Annotated in this window: 14 protein-coding genes; 6 read left to right on the top strand and 8 right to left on the bottom strand. The window is 67.7% G+C overall.

Annotated features, from left to right (window positions below; translation table 11 throughout):
• Position 1: 1 nt before the first annotated feature.
• Together JOF42_RS12960 and JOF42_RS12955 are read right to left on the bottom strand one after the other, a co-directional pair.
• Entirely contained in the window at positions 2-1,276 is a 1,275-nt protein-coding gene (locus JOF42_RS12960; RefSeq protein WP_210098215.1) for an FAD-dependent oxidoreductase, read from the bottom strand.
• A gap of 134 nt (positions 1,277-1,410) precedes the next feature.
• The gene (locus JOF42_RS12955; protein ID WP_210098214.1) at positions 1,411-2,454 is read right to left on the bottom strand and encodes a class I SAM-dependent methyltransferase; all 1,044 of its coding nucleotides are present in this window, start codon (positions 2,452-2,454) and stop codon (positions 1,411-1,413) included.
• A gap of 285 nt (positions 2,455-2,739) precedes the next feature.
• Between JOF42_RS12955 and JOF42_RS12950 the strand changes: the two genes are divergently transcribed.
• The gene (locus JOF42_RS12950) at positions 2,740-5,031 is read left to right on the top strand and encodes a ComEC/Rec2 family competence protein (protein ID WP_210098213.1); all 2,292 of its coding nucleotides are present in this window, start codon (positions 2,740-2,742) and stop codon (positions 5,029-5,031) included.
• Between the two features lie 40 nt (positions 5,032-5,071).
• Positions 5,072-6,109: a DNA polymerase III subunit delta gene (holA, locus tag JOF42_RS12945; RefSeq protein ID WP_210098212.1), complete on the top strand. Its 1,038-nt coding sequence runs from the start codon at positions 5,072-5,074 to the stop codon at positions 6,107-6,109.
• 176 nt (positions 6,110-6,285) lie between these two features.
• Here holA and rpsT read toward each other — a convergent pair whose 3' ends face one another.
• Positions 6,286-6,546 (bottom strand): 30S ribosomal protein S20, encoded by a 261-nt coding sequence (gene rpsT, locus JOF42_RS12940; RefSeq protein WP_053096545.1) that lies wholly within the window; start codon positions 6,544-6,546, stop codon positions 6,286-6,288.
• A gap of 145 nt (positions 6,547-6,691) precedes the next feature.
• On the opposite strand from rpsT, the gene JOF42_RS12935 reads away from it, so the two are divergent.
• Complete coding sequence (locus tag JOF42_RS12935; RefSeq protein ID WP_307803604.1) at positions 6,692-8,161, top strand: MFS transporter; 1,470 nt, start codon at positions 6,692-6,694, stop codon at positions 8,159-8,161.
• Here JOF42_RS12935 and JOF42_RS12930 read toward each other — a convergent pair.
• The 5 genes from JOF42_RS12930 to JOF42_RS12910 form a co-directional block, all read right to left on the bottom strand.
• Positions 8,079-8,879 (bottom strand): alpha/beta fold hydrolase, encoded by an 801-nt coding sequence (locus JOF42_RS12930; RefSeq protein WP_210098211.1) that lies wholly within the window; start codon positions 8,877-8,879, stop codon positions 8,079-8,081. The genes JOF42_RS12935 and JOF42_RS12930 overlap by 83 nt on opposite strands.
• A gap of 85 nt (positions 8,880-8,964) precedes the next feature.
• Positions 8,965-10,674: an ABC transporter family substrate-binding protein gene (locus JOF42_RS12925; protein ID WP_210098210.1), complete on the bottom strand. Its 1,710-nt coding sequence runs from the start codon at positions 10,672-10,674 to the stop codon at positions 8,965-8,967.
• A gap of 117 nt (positions 10,675-10,791) precedes the next feature.
• Positions 10,792-12,723, bottom strand: coding sequence for an ABC transporter ATP-binding protein (locus JOF42_RS12920; protein WP_210098209.1), 1,932 nt, complete (start codon positions 12,721-12,723; stop codon positions 10,792-10,794).
• Positions 12,720-13,643: an ABC transporter permease gene (locus JOF42_RS12915; protein ID WP_210098208.1), complete on the bottom strand. Its 924-nt coding sequence runs from the start codon at positions 13,641-13,643 to the stop codon at positions 12,720-12,722. The genes JOF42_RS12920 and JOF42_RS12915 overlap by 4 nt, the downstream gene beginning before the upstream one ends.
• The gene (locus tag JOF42_RS12910) at positions 13,643-14,626 is read right to left on the bottom strand and encodes an ABC transporter permease (protein WP_210098207.1); all 984 of its coding nucleotides are present in this window, start codon (positions 14,624-14,626) and stop codon (positions 13,643-13,645) included. Before JOF42_RS12910 ends, JOF42_RS12915 begins: the two co-directional genes overlap by 1 nt.
• Before the next feature lie 240 nt (positions 14,627-14,866).
• Here JOF42_RS12910 and lepA point away from each other — a divergent pair, with 240 nt between their 5' ends.
• The 3 genes from lepA (at position 14,867) to hemW (ending at position 18,680) form a co-directional block, all read left to right on the top strand.
• Positions 14,867-16,720 carry a translation elongation factor 4 gene (gene lepA, locus JOF42_RS12905; RefSeq protein WP_210098206.1) on the top strand — a complete coding sequence of 618 codons (1,854 nt, stop codon included), beginning with the start codon at positions 14,867-14,869 and terminating at the stop codon, positions 16,718-16,720.
• 72 nt (positions 16,721-16,792) lie between these two features.
• Positions 16,793-17,446, top strand: coding sequence for a DUF1990 domain-containing protein (locus JOF42_RS12900; RefSeq protein ID WP_210098205.1), 654 nt, complete (start codon positions 16,793-16,795; stop codon positions 17,444-17,446).
• A 16-nt stretch (positions 17,447-17,462) separates the two neighbouring features.
• Positions 17,463-18,680: a radical SAM family heme chaperone HemW gene (gene hemW / locus JOF42_RS12895; protein ID WP_210098204.1), complete on the top strand. Its 1,218-nt coding sequence runs from the start codon at positions 17,463-17,465 to the stop codon at positions 18,678-18,680.
• Positions 18,681-18,688: the final 8 nt, after the last annotated feature.

Genomic DNA, 18,688 nt, shown 5'->3' with positions numbered 1-18,688 from the left:
GTCAGCCGAGAGCCGACGTGCCGCTGCTCGACAAGCGTGCGTCAGTGAGGATCGCGTGCGCGGCGCGTTCGCCAGACGTGAGCGCACCTTGAATAGAGGCGGTGCCTCGATGGTCCCCTGCGATGTACAGACGCTCGGCATAGCGTGGCGATCGCGGGGCACCGAGAGGCGCCGGTTGAGCCGGGAGCGCATGGGGGATGTCGTCGCGCCGCATCAACTCCCACGCGCTGATGTCCGCACCCCAGATCTCCCTCAGATGGCGGCGGACGTCGACCTCCGCGGCGGGGTCGCCACCGCGCGGGAGAAGGCACGTCGCGGCGATGAGGTGACGCCCGGCCGGCGCGTACGAGGGCACAGTGTGCGTCATCACGACGGTGTTCACGACGGGGCCTCGGCCTCGGCCGTCGACGGTCAGCAGCGCGGATCCGGTCGGTGGTTCGGCAGCAGCGAACCACCATGTCTGCAGGCCGTTCGTCGTCGGCGCGGGGAGCCCCGTGAGACCGGCGGCATCGCCGGGGCCGACCGCGACGACCACCCGGGATGCGGCGACGGAGTCGCCGTCGCTCAGCTCCACCCTGATGCTCTCTCCGAGCGCTGTCATGCGTTCCGCACGGGCGCCGAGACGGATCTCGGTTCCCGCCGTCCGCGCATGCGCGGCAAGCTGCTCGGGGACCGCAGCGATCCCCTGTGCCGGCAGGCCGGGGCGACCGAGCGCGAAGTACCGCACAAGCAGCCGGGCGAATGCGTTCGACGTCTCTCCTCGGTCCTCCGCCAGGACCCCGGCGAGGAACGGCTCGAGCACCGCGGTGCGGAGCGGGCCGCGCAGCCCCGCGGCCTCCCACCCTTCGCGCAGGGAGACATCGTTCCGCGCAAGACGCGCGAGCGGACGCACGAACGCCGGCGCGGCCCAGCGGGCCAGCGCGACGGCATCCCGACCGCTCACCAGGCCGCTGCGCAGCGACGCGGCGATCGACGACGGGTACCGAAGCGGATGTCTCAGCTCGGCCATCCCGTCCGTCGTGCGCACACGCACACCCACCGGGAAGCTCCCCAGCGCGAGTGCGTCGAGATCGATGCTGCGCCGCACCGCAGGGTAGGCCGGATTGAGCACCTGAAATCCGCGATCCAGACGGAAGCCGTCCACGATGTCGGTGCGCTGGCGTCCTCCGACCGTTTCCGCAGCCTCGAGGACGACGACATCGAGCCCGCGCGCGGAGAGCAGCCCGGCACAGCGGAGCCCCGCCAGACCGGCGCCGACGACGATCACGTCATGCATTCGCGACGACCTCTCCTCGGCGGATCGCCGCAGCGCGCCGGCCGATCGACGCGATCACCAGATTGCGCAGCGTCCGCTCCATGGCACCAGCGTACGACGGGATGCCGGGGAGCGGACGCTCGGGGGCGGGCGCCCTACTCCGTCGACATGCAGGCCGAGGTGAGCGTCATCCGGACGAGTCCGTCGATGCTCGTCGTATCGCGGATGGTCATGCGTGCCACGGGGGCTGTCTCGCTGTACCTGATGTCATCCTGCATCGCTCTGTCCGACTCGTACCCGGCGTCGTCCCAGACACCGAGGATCTGCGTGACCGATCTCGCGTTGTCGTCTGTGCGGAAGGCGATGTCCACGTGGCGCTGCATGCCCGGTCCCTCGGCGCAGGAGACGGGATCCGGTGTCGTCGCCGATGCATCGAGCGGGGCACCCGCGGCATCGATGGGAGTCCCCACTGTCGCGGCGAACGAGTCGTCGAGGAGCCGACGGATCTCCGCGTCCACCTCGGTCGGTGTGAGAACCTCCACCGGCTCGGTCGGCTCCGAGGTCTCCGGACGAGCGCTCAGGCTGGTGTTCGCGTACCCGCAGCTCGGCCGGCGGTCAGCGATCACCGGGAGCTCGAGTGTGACGCGGCTGCCGGTCGGATTCGGTCGGTACTCCACGATCAGTGCCGTGCCGTCCACAGTCGCTCCATAATCGCCCGCGGCGAACGGCTGATGCGCGTTGTTCCCCGAGGTCCGCGCCATCGGTGAGGCGACGATCGGACCGTCCTGCCGGTAGACCGTTCCCCTCGATCCCATCAGCAGCGAACGCTCGACCACGACGTATCCGGTGTCGCAGCCATCGTCGGTCAGTGTCGTCATCGTGACGTCGACGCTCCACAGCGTGGAGAATCCCGCTCCGAGGACAGCGACGGCCGCGCCGAGGATCCCGAGGATCTTGAACGGCAACATCCAGGTCGGTGACGAGACGCTCACCAAGCCCATCACGAGCGCGACGGACGCGATGAGCACGGCTGCGCTGAGGAGGATCTGGTCGTCGAGCGGCCCGATGAGTACGGACGCGGTGCGCGCGGAGAACCAGTCGACGGCGATGACCGCCAGCGCGACCACGGTCGCACATGCGAACATCCAGCCCGCGATCCGGACCAGCCGTCGCTGGGGGCGGTCAGAGATCTGCATCACCTCCGAAGCCTACGGTGCACGCAGCTCCGTCGACGCCGTACTCAGCAGTCTCTCGGCCAGCACGTCTCGGGTCCACCTGCGGGTGTCGAGCAGCTGGAAAGGTGCAGCGCTCGTGGTGGCGCGCTCCGATTCTGCACATCGGGAGGCGCAGAACGTCTGTCCACAGTCGGTGGGTCTCTGTCGGGGAGACCGCTGCGGGCGCCCTTAGGTTGCCCTGATGCGAGGGTCCGCGAAGAGTACGAGCGTCCGATGGGTGCTCGTCGTGATGCCTGACGGCGTGCGCGGGTGAGGCGGGATCTGCGGCTTCTGCCCGTCGCTGGGGGAGTGTGGGCGGCCGCGCTGCTGTGCGTGTTCATCCCTGTCGCGGCGGGATGGTGCGCGCTTGCGGGTGGGGTCGGTGCGGTCATCGTGTGTGCGGTCGCGCTGAGACGTGCAGACCGTGCGGCGTCGCGTGCCGCGCTGGTGGTCGTCATGCTCGCGGCGGTCGCGGCGGTCTCGCTCGCTGCGATGTCGTCGCTGCCGGGGCGGGAGGGGGCGGCATCCTGGGATGGGCGCGTGGTCGAGGCGACGGGGGAGGTCACCTCGTCGGCGTCGATCGGGCGGGACGGGCGCCTCTGGATGGAGGTGCAGGTCACGGGGCTCGGATCGCCGGGTGCGGTGCGGGCGGCGTCGGCGCCCGTGCGCATCGGCATCGATCCGGCTGACGGCTTCGACCTCGGCGCGACGGTGAGCGTCACGGGCGAGGCCGAGGCGACAGAACCGGGGGAGCGGGCGGCGCTCGTGGTGTTCGCGAGCACCGCGAGCGTCGAGACACCCGCGTCGGGGGTGTTCGCGGTGGCGGCAGATGTCCGGAGCGCATTCATCGCGCGCTCATCGCGGCTCCCCGAGCCGGGTGCAGGGCTCCTGCCCGGGCTGGCCGTCGGCGACACCCGAGCGGTGCCCGCGGAGCTGAACGACGACATGCGCACCAGCGGGCTCAGCCATCTGACCGCGGTCTCCGGCGCCAACTGCGCGATCGTCGTCGGAGCCGCGTTCTGGCTCGCAGGTCTGTGCGGGGCGGGCCGGGTACTCCGGGTCATCTCCGCCGCCCTCGTGCTCGCCGGATTCGTCGTGCTCGTCACCCCGGAGCCGAGCGTGATCCGTGCCGCGGTGATGGCAGGGGTGACGATGCTGTCATTGCTTCTCGGGCGTCCGAGTGCAGGAGCGGGGATGCTCGCGCTCAGCGCCGTCGGCATCCTGATCGCCGACCCCTGGCTTGCGTCGACGCCGGGATTCGCTCTGTCGGTCGCCGCATCGGGAGCGCTGATCATGCTCGCTCCCTCTCTGACGCGCGGTCTCGGGCGCTGGATGCCACAGCCGCTGGCTCTCGCGATCGCCGTGCCGACGGCCGCGCAGCTCGTGTGCGGTCCGGTGATCGCCCTGTTCGCCGAGCAGCAGTCGATGGTCGGACTCGTGGCGAACCTCCTGGCGGCGCCGGCCGCCCCGATCGCCACGATCATCGGGCTGCTCGCGTGCCTCGCGGCGCCGGTGCCCGCCATCGCCGATCTCCTGGCGGCATCCGCGTGGCTTCCCGCCGCATGGATCGCCGAGACCGCGACCATCACCGCACGGCTCCCGTTCGCGCAGCTCGTGATGCAACCGGGGATACCGAGTGCGTTCCTCGTCGCTCTCGTGAGTGCCGCGATCGGTGTCGTCCTGGTCGACGGATTCCGTCGGAGGGCGATCATCCGGGTCGGGGCGGGAGCGGTTCTCGCGGTCGTGCTCGCGCTGGGCGGTGCCCATGTGGTCCTCAGCGGCCCGCTCGCGAGTGCGACCAGCCCGAACGGCTGGTCGATCGCCGCGTGCGACATCGGCCAGGGCGACGCGCTTCTCATCCGCTCGGAGGGGCGGATCGCCCTGATCGACACCGGCCCGGATCCCGCGCCCCTCGCGGCCTGTCTGCGGGCGCTCGGCATCGATCACATCGATCTGCTGGTGCTCACGCACTTCGATCTCGATCACGTGGGTGGTGTGGAGGCGGTCCAGGGGAGAGTCGGTTCGGTCCTTCACGGCCCCACCGCAGAGGGCGGAGACGAGCGGATGCTGCAGCGCCTCGCCGACGGAGGGGCGACGCTCTCTCCGGCGTGGGCAGGTCAGCGAGGCGACCTCGGTGCAGCATCCTGGCAGGTGCTGTGGCCGCAGCGGAGGTCGACGGCGTTCCCGCCGGGGAACGATCTCAGCGTCGTTCTCGAGGTCGGCGGCGGCGATGTCCCGCGATCCCTCTTCCTCGGGGATCTGTCGGCCGAGGGGCAGCGAATGCTGGAGCGCACCGCGCACATCCGGGGCCGGTACGCGGTGGTCAAAGTCGCCCATCACGGGAGCGCCGACCAGGATGCCCAGCTCTACGCCGATCTGCATCCGCTCGTGGCGCTGTTCAGCGTCGGGGTCGACAATGACTACGGCCATCCTCGCGAGGAGACTCTCGCCTCGCTCGCGGCCACGGGCGCCCGTGTGCTGCGCACAGACCGACAGGGGCGGCTCCTCGTCGGTCTGCACGACGGAGAACTGCAGCTGTGGACCGAGAAGCAGCCGCCATGACCGCGAGATCGACGTCGGTGGCCCCCAGTAGGCTGAGTGCATGGCTGTTTCTCGTACCCCCTCCCGCGGCGGTGCCAAGGCGGCCAAGATCGCGCAGGTCTCCTGGCGAGAGCCGCGTCCGGCGCCCGTCGTGCTCGTCTTCGGTCCCGAAGAGGTCTGCGCCGAGCGAGCGATCGCCGGCGTCCGCGACTACCTGCGCGCCGAAGATCCGGCTCTCGAGGTCACCGATGTCCGCGCCGACGACTACGCGCCGGGCACCCTCCTCTCGCTCACGTCGCCGTCCCTCTTCGGAGAGCCGCGTCTCGTGCGTGTCTCGGGAGTGGAGAAGTGCTCGGATGCCTTCCTGCAGGAGGCCGTGTCGTACCTCGATCACCCGCAGGAGGGCGCGACCGTCATCCTTCGGCATACCGGTGCCAGCGTCCGCGGCAAGAAGCTGCTCGATGCGCTGCGCGCCGGCACCGGCGACGGCATCGAGATCCCGTGTCCCGCGATCAAGCGCGACAGTGATCGTGTCGACTTCGCGGCGGGGGAGTTCAAGGCTGCCAAGAAGCGCATCGCACCCCCTGCGCTGCGCGCTCTGGTGTCGGCCTTCGCCGACGACCTGACAGAGCTCGCGGCCGCCTGCCAGCAGCTGATCGGCGACGTCGAGGGCGACATCACCGAAGACGTCGTCACCAAGTACTACGGCGGTCGTGTCGAGGTGTCGGCGTTCGTCGTCGCCGACACGGCCATCGCCGGGCGTTACGGCGAAGCTCTGGTCGCATTGCGCCACGCGCTCGCCTCCGGTGCTGATCCCGTTCCCATGGTCGCCGCTTTCGCGATGAAGCTGCGCACCATGGCCAGGGTCGCCGGAAACCGCGAGCCCAGTCGTCAGCTCGCTCAGCGACTCGGGATGAAGGACTGGCAGGTCGATCGCGCGAAGCGTGATCTCGCCGGATGGAACGAGCGGTCCCTCGGTATGGCGATCCAGGCGACTGCGCGCGCCGACGCCGAGGTCAAGGGTGCATCGCGTGATCCGGTCTTCGCTCTCGAGCGCATGCTCACGGTGATCGCCACTCGGCAGCCGTTCGGCGAGTGATCTCGCCGCCGCATCAGCGGCACCGTTCGCGGAGTGTGTCTCGCGTCGCCTTTCGACCTGGGCTCGCCGAGACGTCACCGACCGGCGTGCGACACGAACGCTGACTGGTCGAGCGTACGAAAGAGCCCGCCCCGCGAACGGGACGGGCTCTTGTCACACCCTCAAGCGGGATCGGCTCAGAGAGCGGAAACCTGCTTGGCGATGGAGGACTTGCGGTTCGCAGCCTGGTTCTGGTGGATGACACCCTTGCTGACGGCCTTGTCGAGCTTGCGGGAAGCAGCCTTCAGAGCAGCCTCGGCTGCAGCCTTGTCACCGGAGACGACAGCGGCGCGGGTCGCGCGGATGTGCGTCTTCAGCTCGCTCTTCACGGCCTTGTTGCGCTCGTGAGCCTTGTCGTTGGTCTTGTTGCGCTTGATCTGCGACTTGATGTTTGCCACGTGTGGACGCTTTCTGTACGGAGTTGTTAGGAATGCCGGCAGAAGAAGAGGGCTTCCACGCGGCGGTCGTGAGGGAAGAACCCACACGCAAGCCAAGAACCAACTCTACCAGCATCCGGGCTGTTCGCCCTAAACGGCACCTCGGGTGTGCGAGACGACCGGACGACACGGTCACCGAGATGGACACTCGGTCGCGCGCCGAGTGGCACTGGGTGCACAATCATCAGTATCCCGACATCCTCGTCGTGACGCCGACGTCAAGGAGCGACATGAGCCCTGCCCTCCCGCCCCGTTCTCTCTTCGCCGCGAAGATCCCTCCGGCGGCGAAGCGGTGAGCGTCCTGAAGCGGGTCGGCGCCCGATGGATGACGGTGTTCACCCTCGCATGGCTGGCGATCTGGACCGTGCAGCTGACTCCGGTGCAGCTGCTGCTGCCTCTGCAGCTCAACACCTCGGATGACGACTGGATCAGCGGGGTCGTGTCGTCCGGTTTCGTGCTCGGTATCGGAGGACTGGCGGGAATCATCGCCGGCCCAGTCGCGGGCGCGCTCTCCGATCGTGCGGGCATCGGACGGCGACGGCGCCGCCCCTGGGCGATCGGCGGGGCCATCCTCACGGCGGTGTTCCTCGTCGTCACGGGGTTCAGCGAGGGGCCGTGGGCCGTCGGAGGAGCGTGGGTCGGCGTGACGATCGGCGTGGCCGTGTCGTCCGCCGCGTTCACCGCCCTGATCGCCGACCAGCTTCCCGCGACCCAGCGTGGAGCGGCGTCCGCAGCCGTGGGCTCGAGCCAGGCGGTGGGGATCGTGCTCGGCGTCGGACTGGTCGTTCTCCTCGGCCTCGGGATCCGCGACGGCTATCTCCTGCTCGCCGCGCTGATCGCCGTGATCGGTACGGGAGCGGCGTTGATCCTGCCCGACCCGCCCGCGCCCGTCGAGCCCGCGCCGGTCGCACAGGCATCCGTCATGAACGACCGACGGCTCCTGGCATCGTTCCGAGACCGCGATTTCGCCTGGATGCTGTGGGGACGCCTGGTCACCAACATCGGCAATGCGCTCGGCACCGCGCTGTTCCTCTTCTTCCTGCTCCATGGGCTGCACCAGGAGTCGGTCGTGGCTCAGGACAACCTGCTCCTGCTGATCGTCGTCTACACGCTGTTCGTCGTGCTCGCGTCAGTGCTGACCGGCATCGTGTCGGACCGCACGGGCAACCGTCGCACGCTCACGATCCTCGCGACACTGGTGCAGGCGGCCTCGGGTGTCGTGATCGCCGTCGTGCCCACGTTCGAGGCGACGATGATCGCCGCCGCACTCATGGGTCTCGGCTACGGCGCGTTCTCGACCGTCGGCCTGGCGTTCGCCGCCGACCTGCTGCCCGACGAGAAGGACCACGCGCGCGATCTCGGGATCGTCAATGTGACGGCGGCGCTCGGTCAGCTGATCGGTCCTGTGCTCGGCGCGGGCCTCGTGGCCCTCGTCGGCGGGTTCTGGCTCGTGTTCGTGGCCGCCGCCGTGCTGTCGCTCGTCGGCGGCGCGCTCACGGCTCTGGCGAGGCAGCCTGCTCGTCCGAGCCAGGACCGGGATCTGTCCCAGGACCACGCTCAGCCGCAGGAGCCGTGAGCCCGGCGTCGATCGTCGCGACGGCCAGCCGGATGACGGCATTGAAGACCTGCGGGCGCATCGCGGTGACGAGGTGCGTCGTTCGGGGCACGACGATGAGCTCGGCGTGCGGGGCGAACCGCTGGAACAGCGCCTCGTTCACGCGCAGCTGATCCCACTGGCCGTTGACGAACCAGAGCGGCACCCGGATGCGGGCGACGGCCGTCGCGAGGTCGAGCGCTGAGAGGTTGCGCAGTGCGGTGTCCTGCGTGTCCAGTGCATAGCCGCCTGCCGCAAAGTCGGATCGCGTGTCCGCGGGGATCGTGGCCTCGAGGATCCGCTCGGTGAGCCACATGCCGCGGTCCGGCAGGCGATCCACGGCCCTCGCTATCGCACGGTAGGCCGCGAGCCCGGCGCCCCGGGGGAGCGACGTGCACGACGCCGCGATGAGACCTGCGACCGGCGGCGTCTGCGCGCCCCCGACGTACGCGAGCGAGAGCAGGCCGCCCATCGAATGCCCGACGAGCAGCACGGGTCCTCGCGTCGCGGCGTCTCGGACCGCCGCATCGATCGTATGCAGCGCCTCGTGCAGCGTGAAGTCCTCCGCCATCCGCGTCCCGTGACCGGGGAGGTCGACGGCGGTGGCGGCGATGCCCTGCTCCTCGAGGAATGCGAGCTGCGACCGCCACATGGTCGCAGACGTGCGGATGCCGTGCACGAAGACGATCTGGACGCTCACGCGTTCAGCATAGAGAAAGCGGGGCCGGTGGATGAACCACCGACCCCGCTTCACGAAGAACTGATCGAGTCAGCCTTCGCAGGAATTACTTCTCGTATCCCACGTTCTCCACCGGCGTGATGCCGAAGAGGTCGAGACCCACGTAGGGCTCGGGCGTGAGGTTGGCGAGGCCTTCCTTGACGGTCCAGATCTCCGGGCCGTTGAGGACCGGGATGATACCCCAGGTCTTCGCGAAGATCTCGGACTCCATCTCCATGGCCTTCTTGGTCTGCTCGACCGGGTCGGAGATCGTCTCCAGCTCCTCGTGGATCATCTTGTCGATCTCCGGCGTGCCGGTGCCCGACAGGTTCAGGCCGCTGTCCGAGCAGTACAGCTGGCAGAACCAGGCGGCACCGAACGGGTCGGACGACGTGAAGTTGAGGAAGAAGATGTCACCGTTCTGCGTGGTGTAGTCCTCGGCGAAGTCGGCAGACGGACGCGTGTCGATCGTGACCTCGACGCCGATCTCCTTCAGCTGCTGCTGCACGGCCAGCGAACGGGCGCGTGCGGTCTCAGTGTCGGAGTGGACCGGGAAGACGAGCGACAGACGCACGCCGTCCTTCTCGCGGACGCCGTCAGAACCGGCGACCCAGCCGGCGTCATCGAGGAGCTTGTTGGCGCCTTCGGTGTCGCCGTCCTTGCGACCGGCCTCTTCCAGAGCGTTCACGTAGTCGGGCTGGAACGAGAACAGCGTGAGCGAACCCGCGGGCTCCTCGGTGTAGTTCAGGCCGTTGAAGACGATGTCCTTGACCTGCTCGATGTTGATCGCCTCGAAGACAGCCTTGCGCACGTCGAGCTCCGCCAGAGCGGGGTTCGCCGAGTTGAGCGTGAAGATCGCGTTCGCGGTCGCCTGACCCTTGTAGGTCTTGACGCCGTCGAGACCCTCGACCTGAGCGAGAAGCTCGGCGCTGCCGGTCTCGGCCATGTCGACCTCGCCGTTGCGGAGAGCGTTGACCGCAGCGGTCGGCTCCATCTGGATGAAGGTCACCTTGTCGAGCAGCGGAGCGTTGCCCCACCACTTCTCGTTCGGGACGAGAGTGACGACGCCGCCGGTCTTGTCGAAGTCCTCGACCGTGTAGGGGCCTGCGGCCCATTCCGGGTGCCAGTCACCGAGGAACGCGGTGTTGAACAGCTCCGGGGTGTTGACCGCGGGGTGAAGCAGCTGCGAGTAGACCATCTCGGGCCAGGCGAACTCGCCCTTGAAGGTGACGATGACGTCGCGGTCGTTCTCGCCGGCCTCGACGGACTCGATCTCCTTCCAGCCATCGGTGGCGTTGGGCTGGTACGCCTCGTTCGTGCCGTTGTTGGCTTCCCAGGTGGCCTTGAACGCGGTGACGTCGATCGGGGTGCCGTCGTTCCAGACAGCCTTCTCGTTCACCTTGAAGTGCAGGACGGTCTTGCCGTCTTCGACACCGAAGGAGTAGTCGTCGAGGTAGGCGTCGTTCTTCTTGACAGTGCCGTCAGGATCCATGAGCAGGATCTGCGGGCGGAACCACGTGCCGATCTGGGTGACGCGGGCGTCGCCGTCGCTGTGGAAGTAGTTCAGCTGCTCGGCGATGTTCGAGACGGGGATGCGGAGTTCGCCACCCTCTGCGAGGTTCTCACGGGGCTGCGGGTTGTAGTCCGCGCCTTCGACCGTCTGAGGCGTGTCGCCGTTGCCGTTGCCGCTGTCGCCTGCCGGTGCACACCCGCTCATGACGAGTGCGAAGGCGGCGCCGAGAGCAGCGATGCCCATCAGCTTCTGATGCCGTTTCATGGTACTCCTTAGTGCCTGTCGGCCTTACTTGGGATAGGGGCAGACTAACCCCGCATCTCGCGGGCGAAACCCCTGCGACACGGAACCGTTATCGGACCGTGCACATCGGCGCACAGGTCAGCCGGCCGCCACGGCCTCGGCGTCGAAACCCTCCACGGGGAGGATGATGCGCTCGCGAGTGCGCTCGATGTCGGGATCCGGGATCGGGATCGCCGACAGCAGCGCCTTCGTGTAGGGATGCTGCGGATCGTCGAACACCTGATCGACGTCGCCGTGCTCGACGAAGGAGCCCTTGTACATGACCGCGACGCGATCGGCGATGTGCCGGACCACGGACAGATCGTGCGCGACGAAGAGGTACGACAGGCCGAGCTTGGCCTTGAGCTCGTCGAGGAGGTTGATCACGCCGGCCTGGATCGAGACATCCAGAGCAGACACCGGCTCGTCGAGGACCACGATCTTCGGGTTGGTCGACAGCGCGCGGGCGATGCCGATGCGCTGACGCTGGCCACCCGAGAATGCCTGCGGGAATCGATCGCTGTGCGCCGGGTCGAGACCGACGAGCCCCATGAGCTCCTCGACGCGGTCGAACACGTCGTCCTTGCTCATCCCGATCGCGAACATCGGCTCAGCGATGATGTCCCAGACCGTCATGCGGGGGTCGAGCGCGCCCATCGGATCCTGGAAGACGATCTGCAGGTCGCGGCGGAGCTTGCGTTCCTCCGCGCGGTTCTTGATGTCGGCGACACTGGTGCCGCCGATCCTGATGTCGCCGTCCTCCTGCGCCACGAGATCCATGATCTGCAGCAGAGTCGTCGTCTTGCCGCTGCCGGACTCTCCGACGATCGCGAGGGTCTCTCCCTGGCGGATGTCGAAGCTGATGCCCTTGACCGCGTGGACCTCGCCGACCTTGCGCTTGAACACCGCGCCCTTCATGAGGGGGAACGACTTGTTCAGGTTGACGGCCTCGAGGGTGATCGGGCGATCCTCGCGCGGCACCTTGGCCAGGGTGCTCTCGGGGATCTCGGGGATCGGGAACACCGGCAGGCCGCCGATCTTGCCGTCGTCGTCGATGTCGTTCGCACGGATGCAGGCGACCGAGTGATCGGTGTGACCGCTCGTGGTGACGGGCAGCAGGTCCGGTTCGCGCTCACGGCACGCGTCGATCGCGATCGGGCAACGAGCGGCGAACGGGCATGCATCCGGCAGGTTGATCAGGAGAGGCGGATTTCCCTTGATCGGGATCAGCGGGACCTTCTCGGACTTGTCGACGCGGGGGATGGCTCCGAGGAGCCCGATCGAGTAGGGCATCCGGGTGCGGTAGAAGAGCTCGCGCACCGGTGCCTGCTCGACGGGCTTGCCCGCGTACATCACCAGGACGTCGTCGGCGGTCTTCGCGACCACGCCCATGTCGTGCGTGATGATGATCATCGCCGCGCCGGTCTCCTCCTGCGCCTTCTCCATCAGCTCGAGGATCTGGGCCTGGATGGTGACGTCGAGCGCGGTCGTCGGCTCGTCGGCGATGATCAGCTTGGGGTTGTTGGCCATCGCGATCGCGATCACGACGCGCTGGCGCATACCGCCGGAGAACTCGTGCGGGAACGCCTTCATGCGGCGCTCCGCCTCGGGGATGCCGACGAGGTTCAGCAGCTCGACGGAGCGATCCCAGGCCTCCTTCTTCGAGAGCTTGCGGTGCACGGTGAGCGCCTCGATGAGCTGGTCGCCGATCGTGAACACCGGCGTGAGCGAGGTGAGCGGGTCCTGGAAGACCATCGCCATGCCGTTGCCGCGGATCACCGACAGCTGCTTGTCGGACTTGCCGAGCAGCTCCTGGCCGTCGTAGACGATGGATCCGGTGACCTTGGCGTTGTCGTCGAGCAGACCCATGATCGCGAGCGACGTGACGGACTTGCCCGAACCGGACTCGCCCACGATGCCGAGGGTCTTGCCCTCCTCGAGGTCGAACGAGACGCCACGGACGGCGTCGACACGCCCCGCTTCGGACGGGAAGCTGACCTTGAGGTCTCGGACGGAGAGAACAGTACTCATGCGCGACCTCCAGCCGCCGAGGTCGGATCGAGGGCGTCACGCAGACCGTCGGCGATGAGTGCCATCGAGACGGTGAGCAGGGTCAGCGCCGCCGCGGGGAAGTAGAACAGCCACGGCGCGCTGACGAGCGTGCTCGAGCCGTAGCCGATCAGCGCACCGAGCGACACGTCGGGCAGCTTCACACCGAATCCGAGGAACGACAGCGCGGTCTCGGTCAGCACGGCCGAGACGACACCGAGGGTGAAGTTGATCACGAGCAGCGAACCGATGTTCGGCAGCATGTGGCGGATCACGATGCGCATGCCCGACAGGCCTGCGTAGCGTGCGGCGTGGACGTACTCGCGCTCACGGATCGAGAGTGAGAGCGTCCAGATGATGCGGGCGGGGAAGAACCAGCCCACGATGAAGATCATCACGAGAGAGATGACGAGCCAGTTTCCACCGGCGTCGTTCGAGATCATCGCGAGGATGAGGAAGTTCGGGACGACCATCATGAAGTGGATGATCGCCAGCATGATCCGCTCGTACCGACCGCCGAAGTAGGCGGCCGTCGCTCCGATGAGCGCTGACACGACCGTGGTGCCGATCGCGACCAGAGCGGCGATCATCATGGACCGCTGCAGGCCGACGGCGACCTGGGCGAAGTTGTCGTTTCCCGATCCGTTGGTGCCGAACCAGTGATCGGCCGACGGCGCCTGACGCAGCGCGAGGAAGTCCAGGTCCGTGTGCGAGTACGGGGCGATGAGGGGCCCGACGATCGCGAAGACGACGAGCAGTGCCAGGATGACGACGCCGATCACCGCGCCGCGGTTGCGCATGAACCGACGCGTGTAGAGCGTCAGCATGGAGGTGCGCTTGCGGTTCTTCGGTGTCTCGGGGACGGCGATCTCGGGGGAGACCCCGATGGATTCCAGGGACATCAGCTCACCCGCACTCTCGGATCGAGGACGACCACCGCGACATCGGCGAGGATGGCGCCGATCGCGGTCATCAGGGCGCCGAATGCCGCGACCGCGACGACGCCGTGGACGTCGTTGTTGTTCAGTGTGTCGAGGAAGTACTTGCCCATACCGTTCCAGTTGAAGATGCGCTCGGTGATGACCGCGCCGGTGAACACGAGTGGGATCGTGAAGGCGACCTGCGTGGCCACGGGGATCAGCGACGTCCGGAGAGCGTGCTTGCGGATCGCCTGCTGCTTGGTCAGCCCCTTGGCCCGTGCTGTGCGCACGTAGTCGGCCTTGATGTTGTCGAGCAGCAGCGAGCGCTGCAGGAAGTGGATCGATGCGTATCCCGTGAGCACGAGGCCGAGAGTGGGCAACGTCAGATGTTGCAACACGTCGAGAAGGACCGGGAAGAAGCCCTCGACGCCTTGGCTGGAAGAGCCGGTCACGTAGAACACCGTGGTTCCGACCGCGTTGTTGAAGTTGATCGCGAGGAGCACCAGGGCGAAACCTGCGACAACGGTCGGGATGTTCATCGTGATGATGCTCGTGCCCTGGCCGATGCGGTCGGCGAGCTTGTACTGGCGAGACGCCGTGTAGACGCCCAGCGCGATGCCGAGGATCGTCGTGATGATGGTTGCTCCGAGAACCAGTTCGGCGCTGACCCAGACCCGGTAGGCGACCTGCTCGTTGACGGATTCGCCGGTGGGACCGAGGCCCCAGTCCCAGCGGAAGATGATTCCCGAGAACCAGGTCCACCACCGCTCGATGAGAGGGACCGACTCGCTGAGGTTGCGAGGACGCAGAAGATTGTCGATCTGCTCGGCGGAGAGCGGGGGGCGCCGTCCGACGTAGTTGTTCTCCGGGTCGAGGTACAGCCACGCGAGGAAGTAGGTGATGTTCGTCGCGATGACGATCATCAGCACCCATCCCAGCAGGCGGCGCAACAGATACTTGATCAAGGTGATGATTCTTTCTCTTTTACAGACGCGCGCGGGATCCGCCGACGCAACGCTGAGCCGGGAAGACAGTCAATCACCATCAGCCGATCTGCGCGACACGACGCCTGCACTTGGTCTGTGACGGAGTCTTATCGCTCACGGGATCCGGTGTCACGGATTGCTCCCGGGCAACCTCGGCAGAATATCACCGGATCGAGCGAATCGGGCATTAGCGGTGCCTCACCGTAGAATCATCTGGACATGTCACCACGCGCCCTCACCCCTCTTCAGCCTGCCGCGACACCTGCGAAGCAGATCCGCAATTTCTGCATCATCGCGCACATCGATCACGGCAAGTCGACCCTCGCCGACCGCATGCTCCAGATCACCGGCGTGGTCTCGGACCGTGACATGCGCGCCCAGTACCTCGACCGCATGGACATCGAGCGCGAGCGCGGCATCACCATCAAGAGCCAGGCCGTGCGGATGCCGTGGGAGATCGAGGGGGAGACCTTCGCTCTCAACATGATCGACACTCCCGGCCACGTCGACTTCACGTACGAGGTGTCCCGGTCGCTCGCGGCGTGCGAGGGAGCGATCCTGCTCGTCGACGCGGCACAGGGCATCGAGGCCCAGACGCTGGCGAACCTGTACCTCGCTCTCGAGAACGACCTGCACATCATCCCGGTCCTGAACAAGATCGATCTGCCGGCGGCCGACCCCGAGAAGTACGCGAAGGAGCTGGCATCCCTCATCGGCGGCAAGCCCGAAGACGTGCTGCGCGTCTCGGGGAAGACCGGTGCAGGGGTCGAGGAGTTGCTCGACCGCCTGGTCAAGGAGATCCCGGCACCTGTCGGCGACGCCGACGCGCCTGCCCGAGCCATGATCTTCGACTCCGTCTATGACGCCTACCGCGGTGTCGTCACCTACGTCCGCATGATCGACGGCAGCCTGTCGCCCCGCGAGCGCATCCAGATGATGTCCACGGGGGCGACGCACGAGGCGCTCGAGGTCGGCGTGTCGAGTCCGGAGCCGGTGCCCACCAAGGGGCTGGGCGTCGGCGAGGTCGGCTACCTCATCACCGGCGTGAAGGACGTGCGGCTCTCCAAGGTCGGCGACACCGTCACGACGGCGCGCAGGCCCGCGACCGAGGCACTCGCCGGCTACACCGATCCCAAGCCGATGGTGTTCTCGGGGGTCTATCCGATCGACGGCAGCGACTACGCGGAGCTCCGCGAGGCGCTCGACAAGCTCAAGCTCTCCGATGCCTCACTGCAGTACGAGCCTGAGACCTCGGTCGCCCTCGGTTTCGGCTTCCGCTGCGGGTTCCTCGGGCTCCTCCACCTCGAGATCATCACCGAGCGCCTCGAGCGCGAGTTCGGTCTCGACCTCATCACCACCGCTCCCAGCGTGATCTACGAGGTCCTCACCAGCGACACCGGCGAGACCGTGACGGTGACCAACCCGAGCGAGTACCCCGACGGTCGCATCGGCTCGGTGTCCGAGCCGATGGTGAAGACGGCGATCCTGCTGCCGAAGGACTACGTGGGCACGGTCATGGAGCTCTGCCAGTCGCGCCGCGGAGCACTGCTGGGCATGGAGTACTTCTCCGAGGAGCGCGTCGAGCTGCGCTACATGATGCCGCTCGGTGAGATCGTCTTCGACTTCTTCGACCAGCTCAAGTCCAAGACCCAGGGCTATGCCTCGCTCGACTACGAGCCCGCCGGACAGCAGGAGGCGGATCTGGTCAAGGTCGACATCCTGCTGCAGGGCGACAAGGTCGACGCGTTCAGCTCGATCGTGCACCGCGACAAGGCCTACGCCTACGGCACGCTGATGACGGAGCGACTGCGCAAGCTGATCCCTCGCCAGAACTTCGAAGTGCCGATCCAGGCCGCCATCGGCGCCAGGATCATCGCCCGCGAGACGATCAGGGCGCTGCGCAAGGACGTGCTCGCCAAGTGCTACGGCGGTGACATCAGCCGCAAGCGCAAGCTCCTCGAGAAGCAGAAAGAGGGCAAGAAGCGCATGAAGATGGTGGGCCGCGTCGAGGTTCCCCAAGAGGCGTTCATCGCCGCGCTCTCGGGAGATGTCGAGGGCAAGGAAAAGAAGTAGCAGCCGTCGGGTCGGGTCGTTCCCGGCGCGTACAGGGTGATCGTCCAGGGAACGGGAAGTAGGCTCGAAATCATGCGGCGCGGGACTTTCCGAGACGACACGGTGGACTATGCGGCCGTGGGTGCGACCCACGCGCCCGATCTGATGCAGTACCCGCCGGAGCGCAGCATCCCGGCGGAGAACTCCTGGCGGATCGGCAGCGGCATCGAACGCTTCCAATCCGCCGGTGAATCGCTCCTGACCTGGACGGCGCAACGCGCCTCGGGTCTGACAGTCGAGGATGTCCGCCCGGCACCGGGCCCCGCGTACGCCGGCGTGAGCTTCGATGCGGAGGGCACGCCCATCGCCCCGAGCAAGAACGACGTCGAGCAGCGTTTCGACGCCGAGGGCACGCCCTTCGCAGGACCGGGGATGACCCTGCGCTTGCACGGGCGTGTGAGCGGGATGCGCGCGGATGCCGAACTTCGTGTGATCTCGGTGACCGAGGAGAAGCGCCGCATCGGTTTCGTGCTCGGCACCGTCGGCGGCTCCGTCGTGCGCGGTGAGGAATCCTTCGACATCGACTGGCGTGAGGACAACGACGAGGTGTGGTTCTCGGTGCGCGCCTTCGATGCGCCGAACTCCCTGCTGTACCGCTTCGTCCCCGCGCTCGTGAAGCGCCGTCGCCGGGAGCTGTTCGCACGCTACCTGCGCGCGATCTCGCCGCTCTACGCGACTCCGGTCTGATGGCCGCAGTTCTCTGATGGCCGGTCCCCTTCCCCTGGGCGATCCGGCACCGGCAGACGGACGCCTTCCGTCCGATCTCGCGATCGACCCGGCTGTGCCGTTCTCGGCCTATCTGCACGTCCCCTTCTGCCGGGTGCGCTGCGGCTACTGCGATTTCAACACCTACACGTCCGGCGAGCTTCGCGGCGCGAAGCAGGAGGACTACGCCTCGACCCTGATCACCGAGATCGACCTGGCGAAGCGCGTTCTCGCGGATGCGGGCGCGCTGCGACCGATGGACACCGTGTTCTTCGGCGGAGGCACCCCGACGCTGCTCCCTGCGGGGGACCTCGCTCGGATGCTCGGGGCCGCGACCGACGCGTTCGGCCTGGTGGCCGGCGCCGAGGTCACGGTCGAGGCCAACCCCGACACCGTGACGCCCGCGGTCGCCCGCACACTCGCGGACGCCGGTGTGACCCGACTGTCGATCGGCATGCAGTCGGCGGTGCCGCACGTGCTTGCGGCGCTGGATCGCACCCATCGCCCCGAGAACGTGACGACGGCGGTCGCCGCAGCGAAGGACGCAGGCCTCGCCGTGAGCGTCGACCTCATCTACGGCGCCCCCGGTGAGTCGCTCGGCGATTGGGAGGCATCGCTCGATGCGGCGCTCGCACTCGAGTCGGACCACATCTCGGCGTACGCGCTGATCATCGAGGACGGCACGAAGCTCGCGCGGCAGATCCGCCGTGGCGAGGTGCCGACGCCGGACGACGACCTGCAGGCAGACATGTACGAGCTCGCCGATGCGCGTCTCGCAGCGGCGGGCTTCGACTGGTACGAAATCAGCAACTGGTCGCGCACTGTGGAACAGCGCTCGCGACACAACCTCGCGTACTGGCGGGGGAGTGACTGGTGGGGCTTCGGCCCCGGCGCGCACAGCCACGTCGCAGGGCTCCGGTGGTGGAACGTGAAGCACCCGGCCGCCTACGCGCAGCGTCTCGCCGCCGAGGAGTCGCCGGCCGCCGGAACCGAGCGTCCCGATGCGGAATCGAGGACTCTCGAGCGGGTCCTGCTGCTGAGCCGCATCCGCGAGGGGATCGCGGTCGCCGACCTGCAACAGGACAAGCGCGCGCGTGTCGCCGGCCTGATCGCGGACGGCCTCGTCGACCCCGCCGCCGCGGTGCGCGGGCGCGTGCAGCTCACGCTTCGTGGACGCCTGCTCGCCGACGCGGTGGTGCGCGAGCTCACGGACTGACCCGCGGC

This window comes from Microbacterium phyllosphaerae (assembly GCF_017876435.1).
Classification (GTDB): domain Bacteria; phylum Actinomycetota; class Actinomycetes; order Actinomycetales; family Microbacteriaceae; genus Microbacterium; species Microbacterium phyllosphaerae.
The sequence above is the reverse complement of the archived record's forward strand: the minus strand, read 5'-3'. Positions and strand labels throughout refer to the sequence as shown.

What these genes read in the sequence shown, in the direction of transcription:
- JOF42_RS12960 (WP_210098215.1), bottom strand. Translation starts at nt 1,276, where the DNA reads ATGCATGACGTGATCGTCGTCGGCGCCGGTCTGGCGGGGCTCCGCTGT.
- holA (WP_210098212.1), top strand. Translation starts at nt 5,072, where the DNA reads ATGGCTGTTTCTCGTACCCCCTCCCGCGGCGGTGCCAAGGCGGCCAAG.
- JOF42_RS12925 (WP_210098210.1), bottom strand. Translation starts at nt 10,674, where the DNA reads ATGAAACGGCATCAGAAGCTGATGGGCATCGCTGCTCTCGGCGCCGCC.
- JOF42_RS12920 (WP_210098209.1), bottom strand. Translation starts at nt 12,723, where the DNA reads ATGAGTACTGTTCTCTCCGTCCGAGACCTCAAGGTCAGCTTCCCGTCC.
- JOF42_RS12915 (WP_210098208.1), bottom strand. Translation starts at nt 13,643, where the DNA reads ATGTCCCTGGAATCCATCGGGGTCTCCCCCGAGATCGCCGTCCCCGAG.
- lepA (WP_210098206.1), top strand. Translation starts at nt 14,867, where the DNA reads ATGTCACCACGCGCCCTCACCCCTCTTCAGCCTGCCGCGACACCTGCG.
- JOF42_RS12900 (WP_210098205.1), top strand. Translation starts at nt 16,793, where the DNA reads ATGCGGCGCGGGACTTTCCGAGACGACACGGTGGACTATGCGGCCGTG.
- hemW (WP_210098204.1), top strand. Translation starts at nt 17,463, where the DNA reads ATGGCCGGTCCCCTTCCCCTGGGCGATCCGGCACCGGCAGACGGACGC.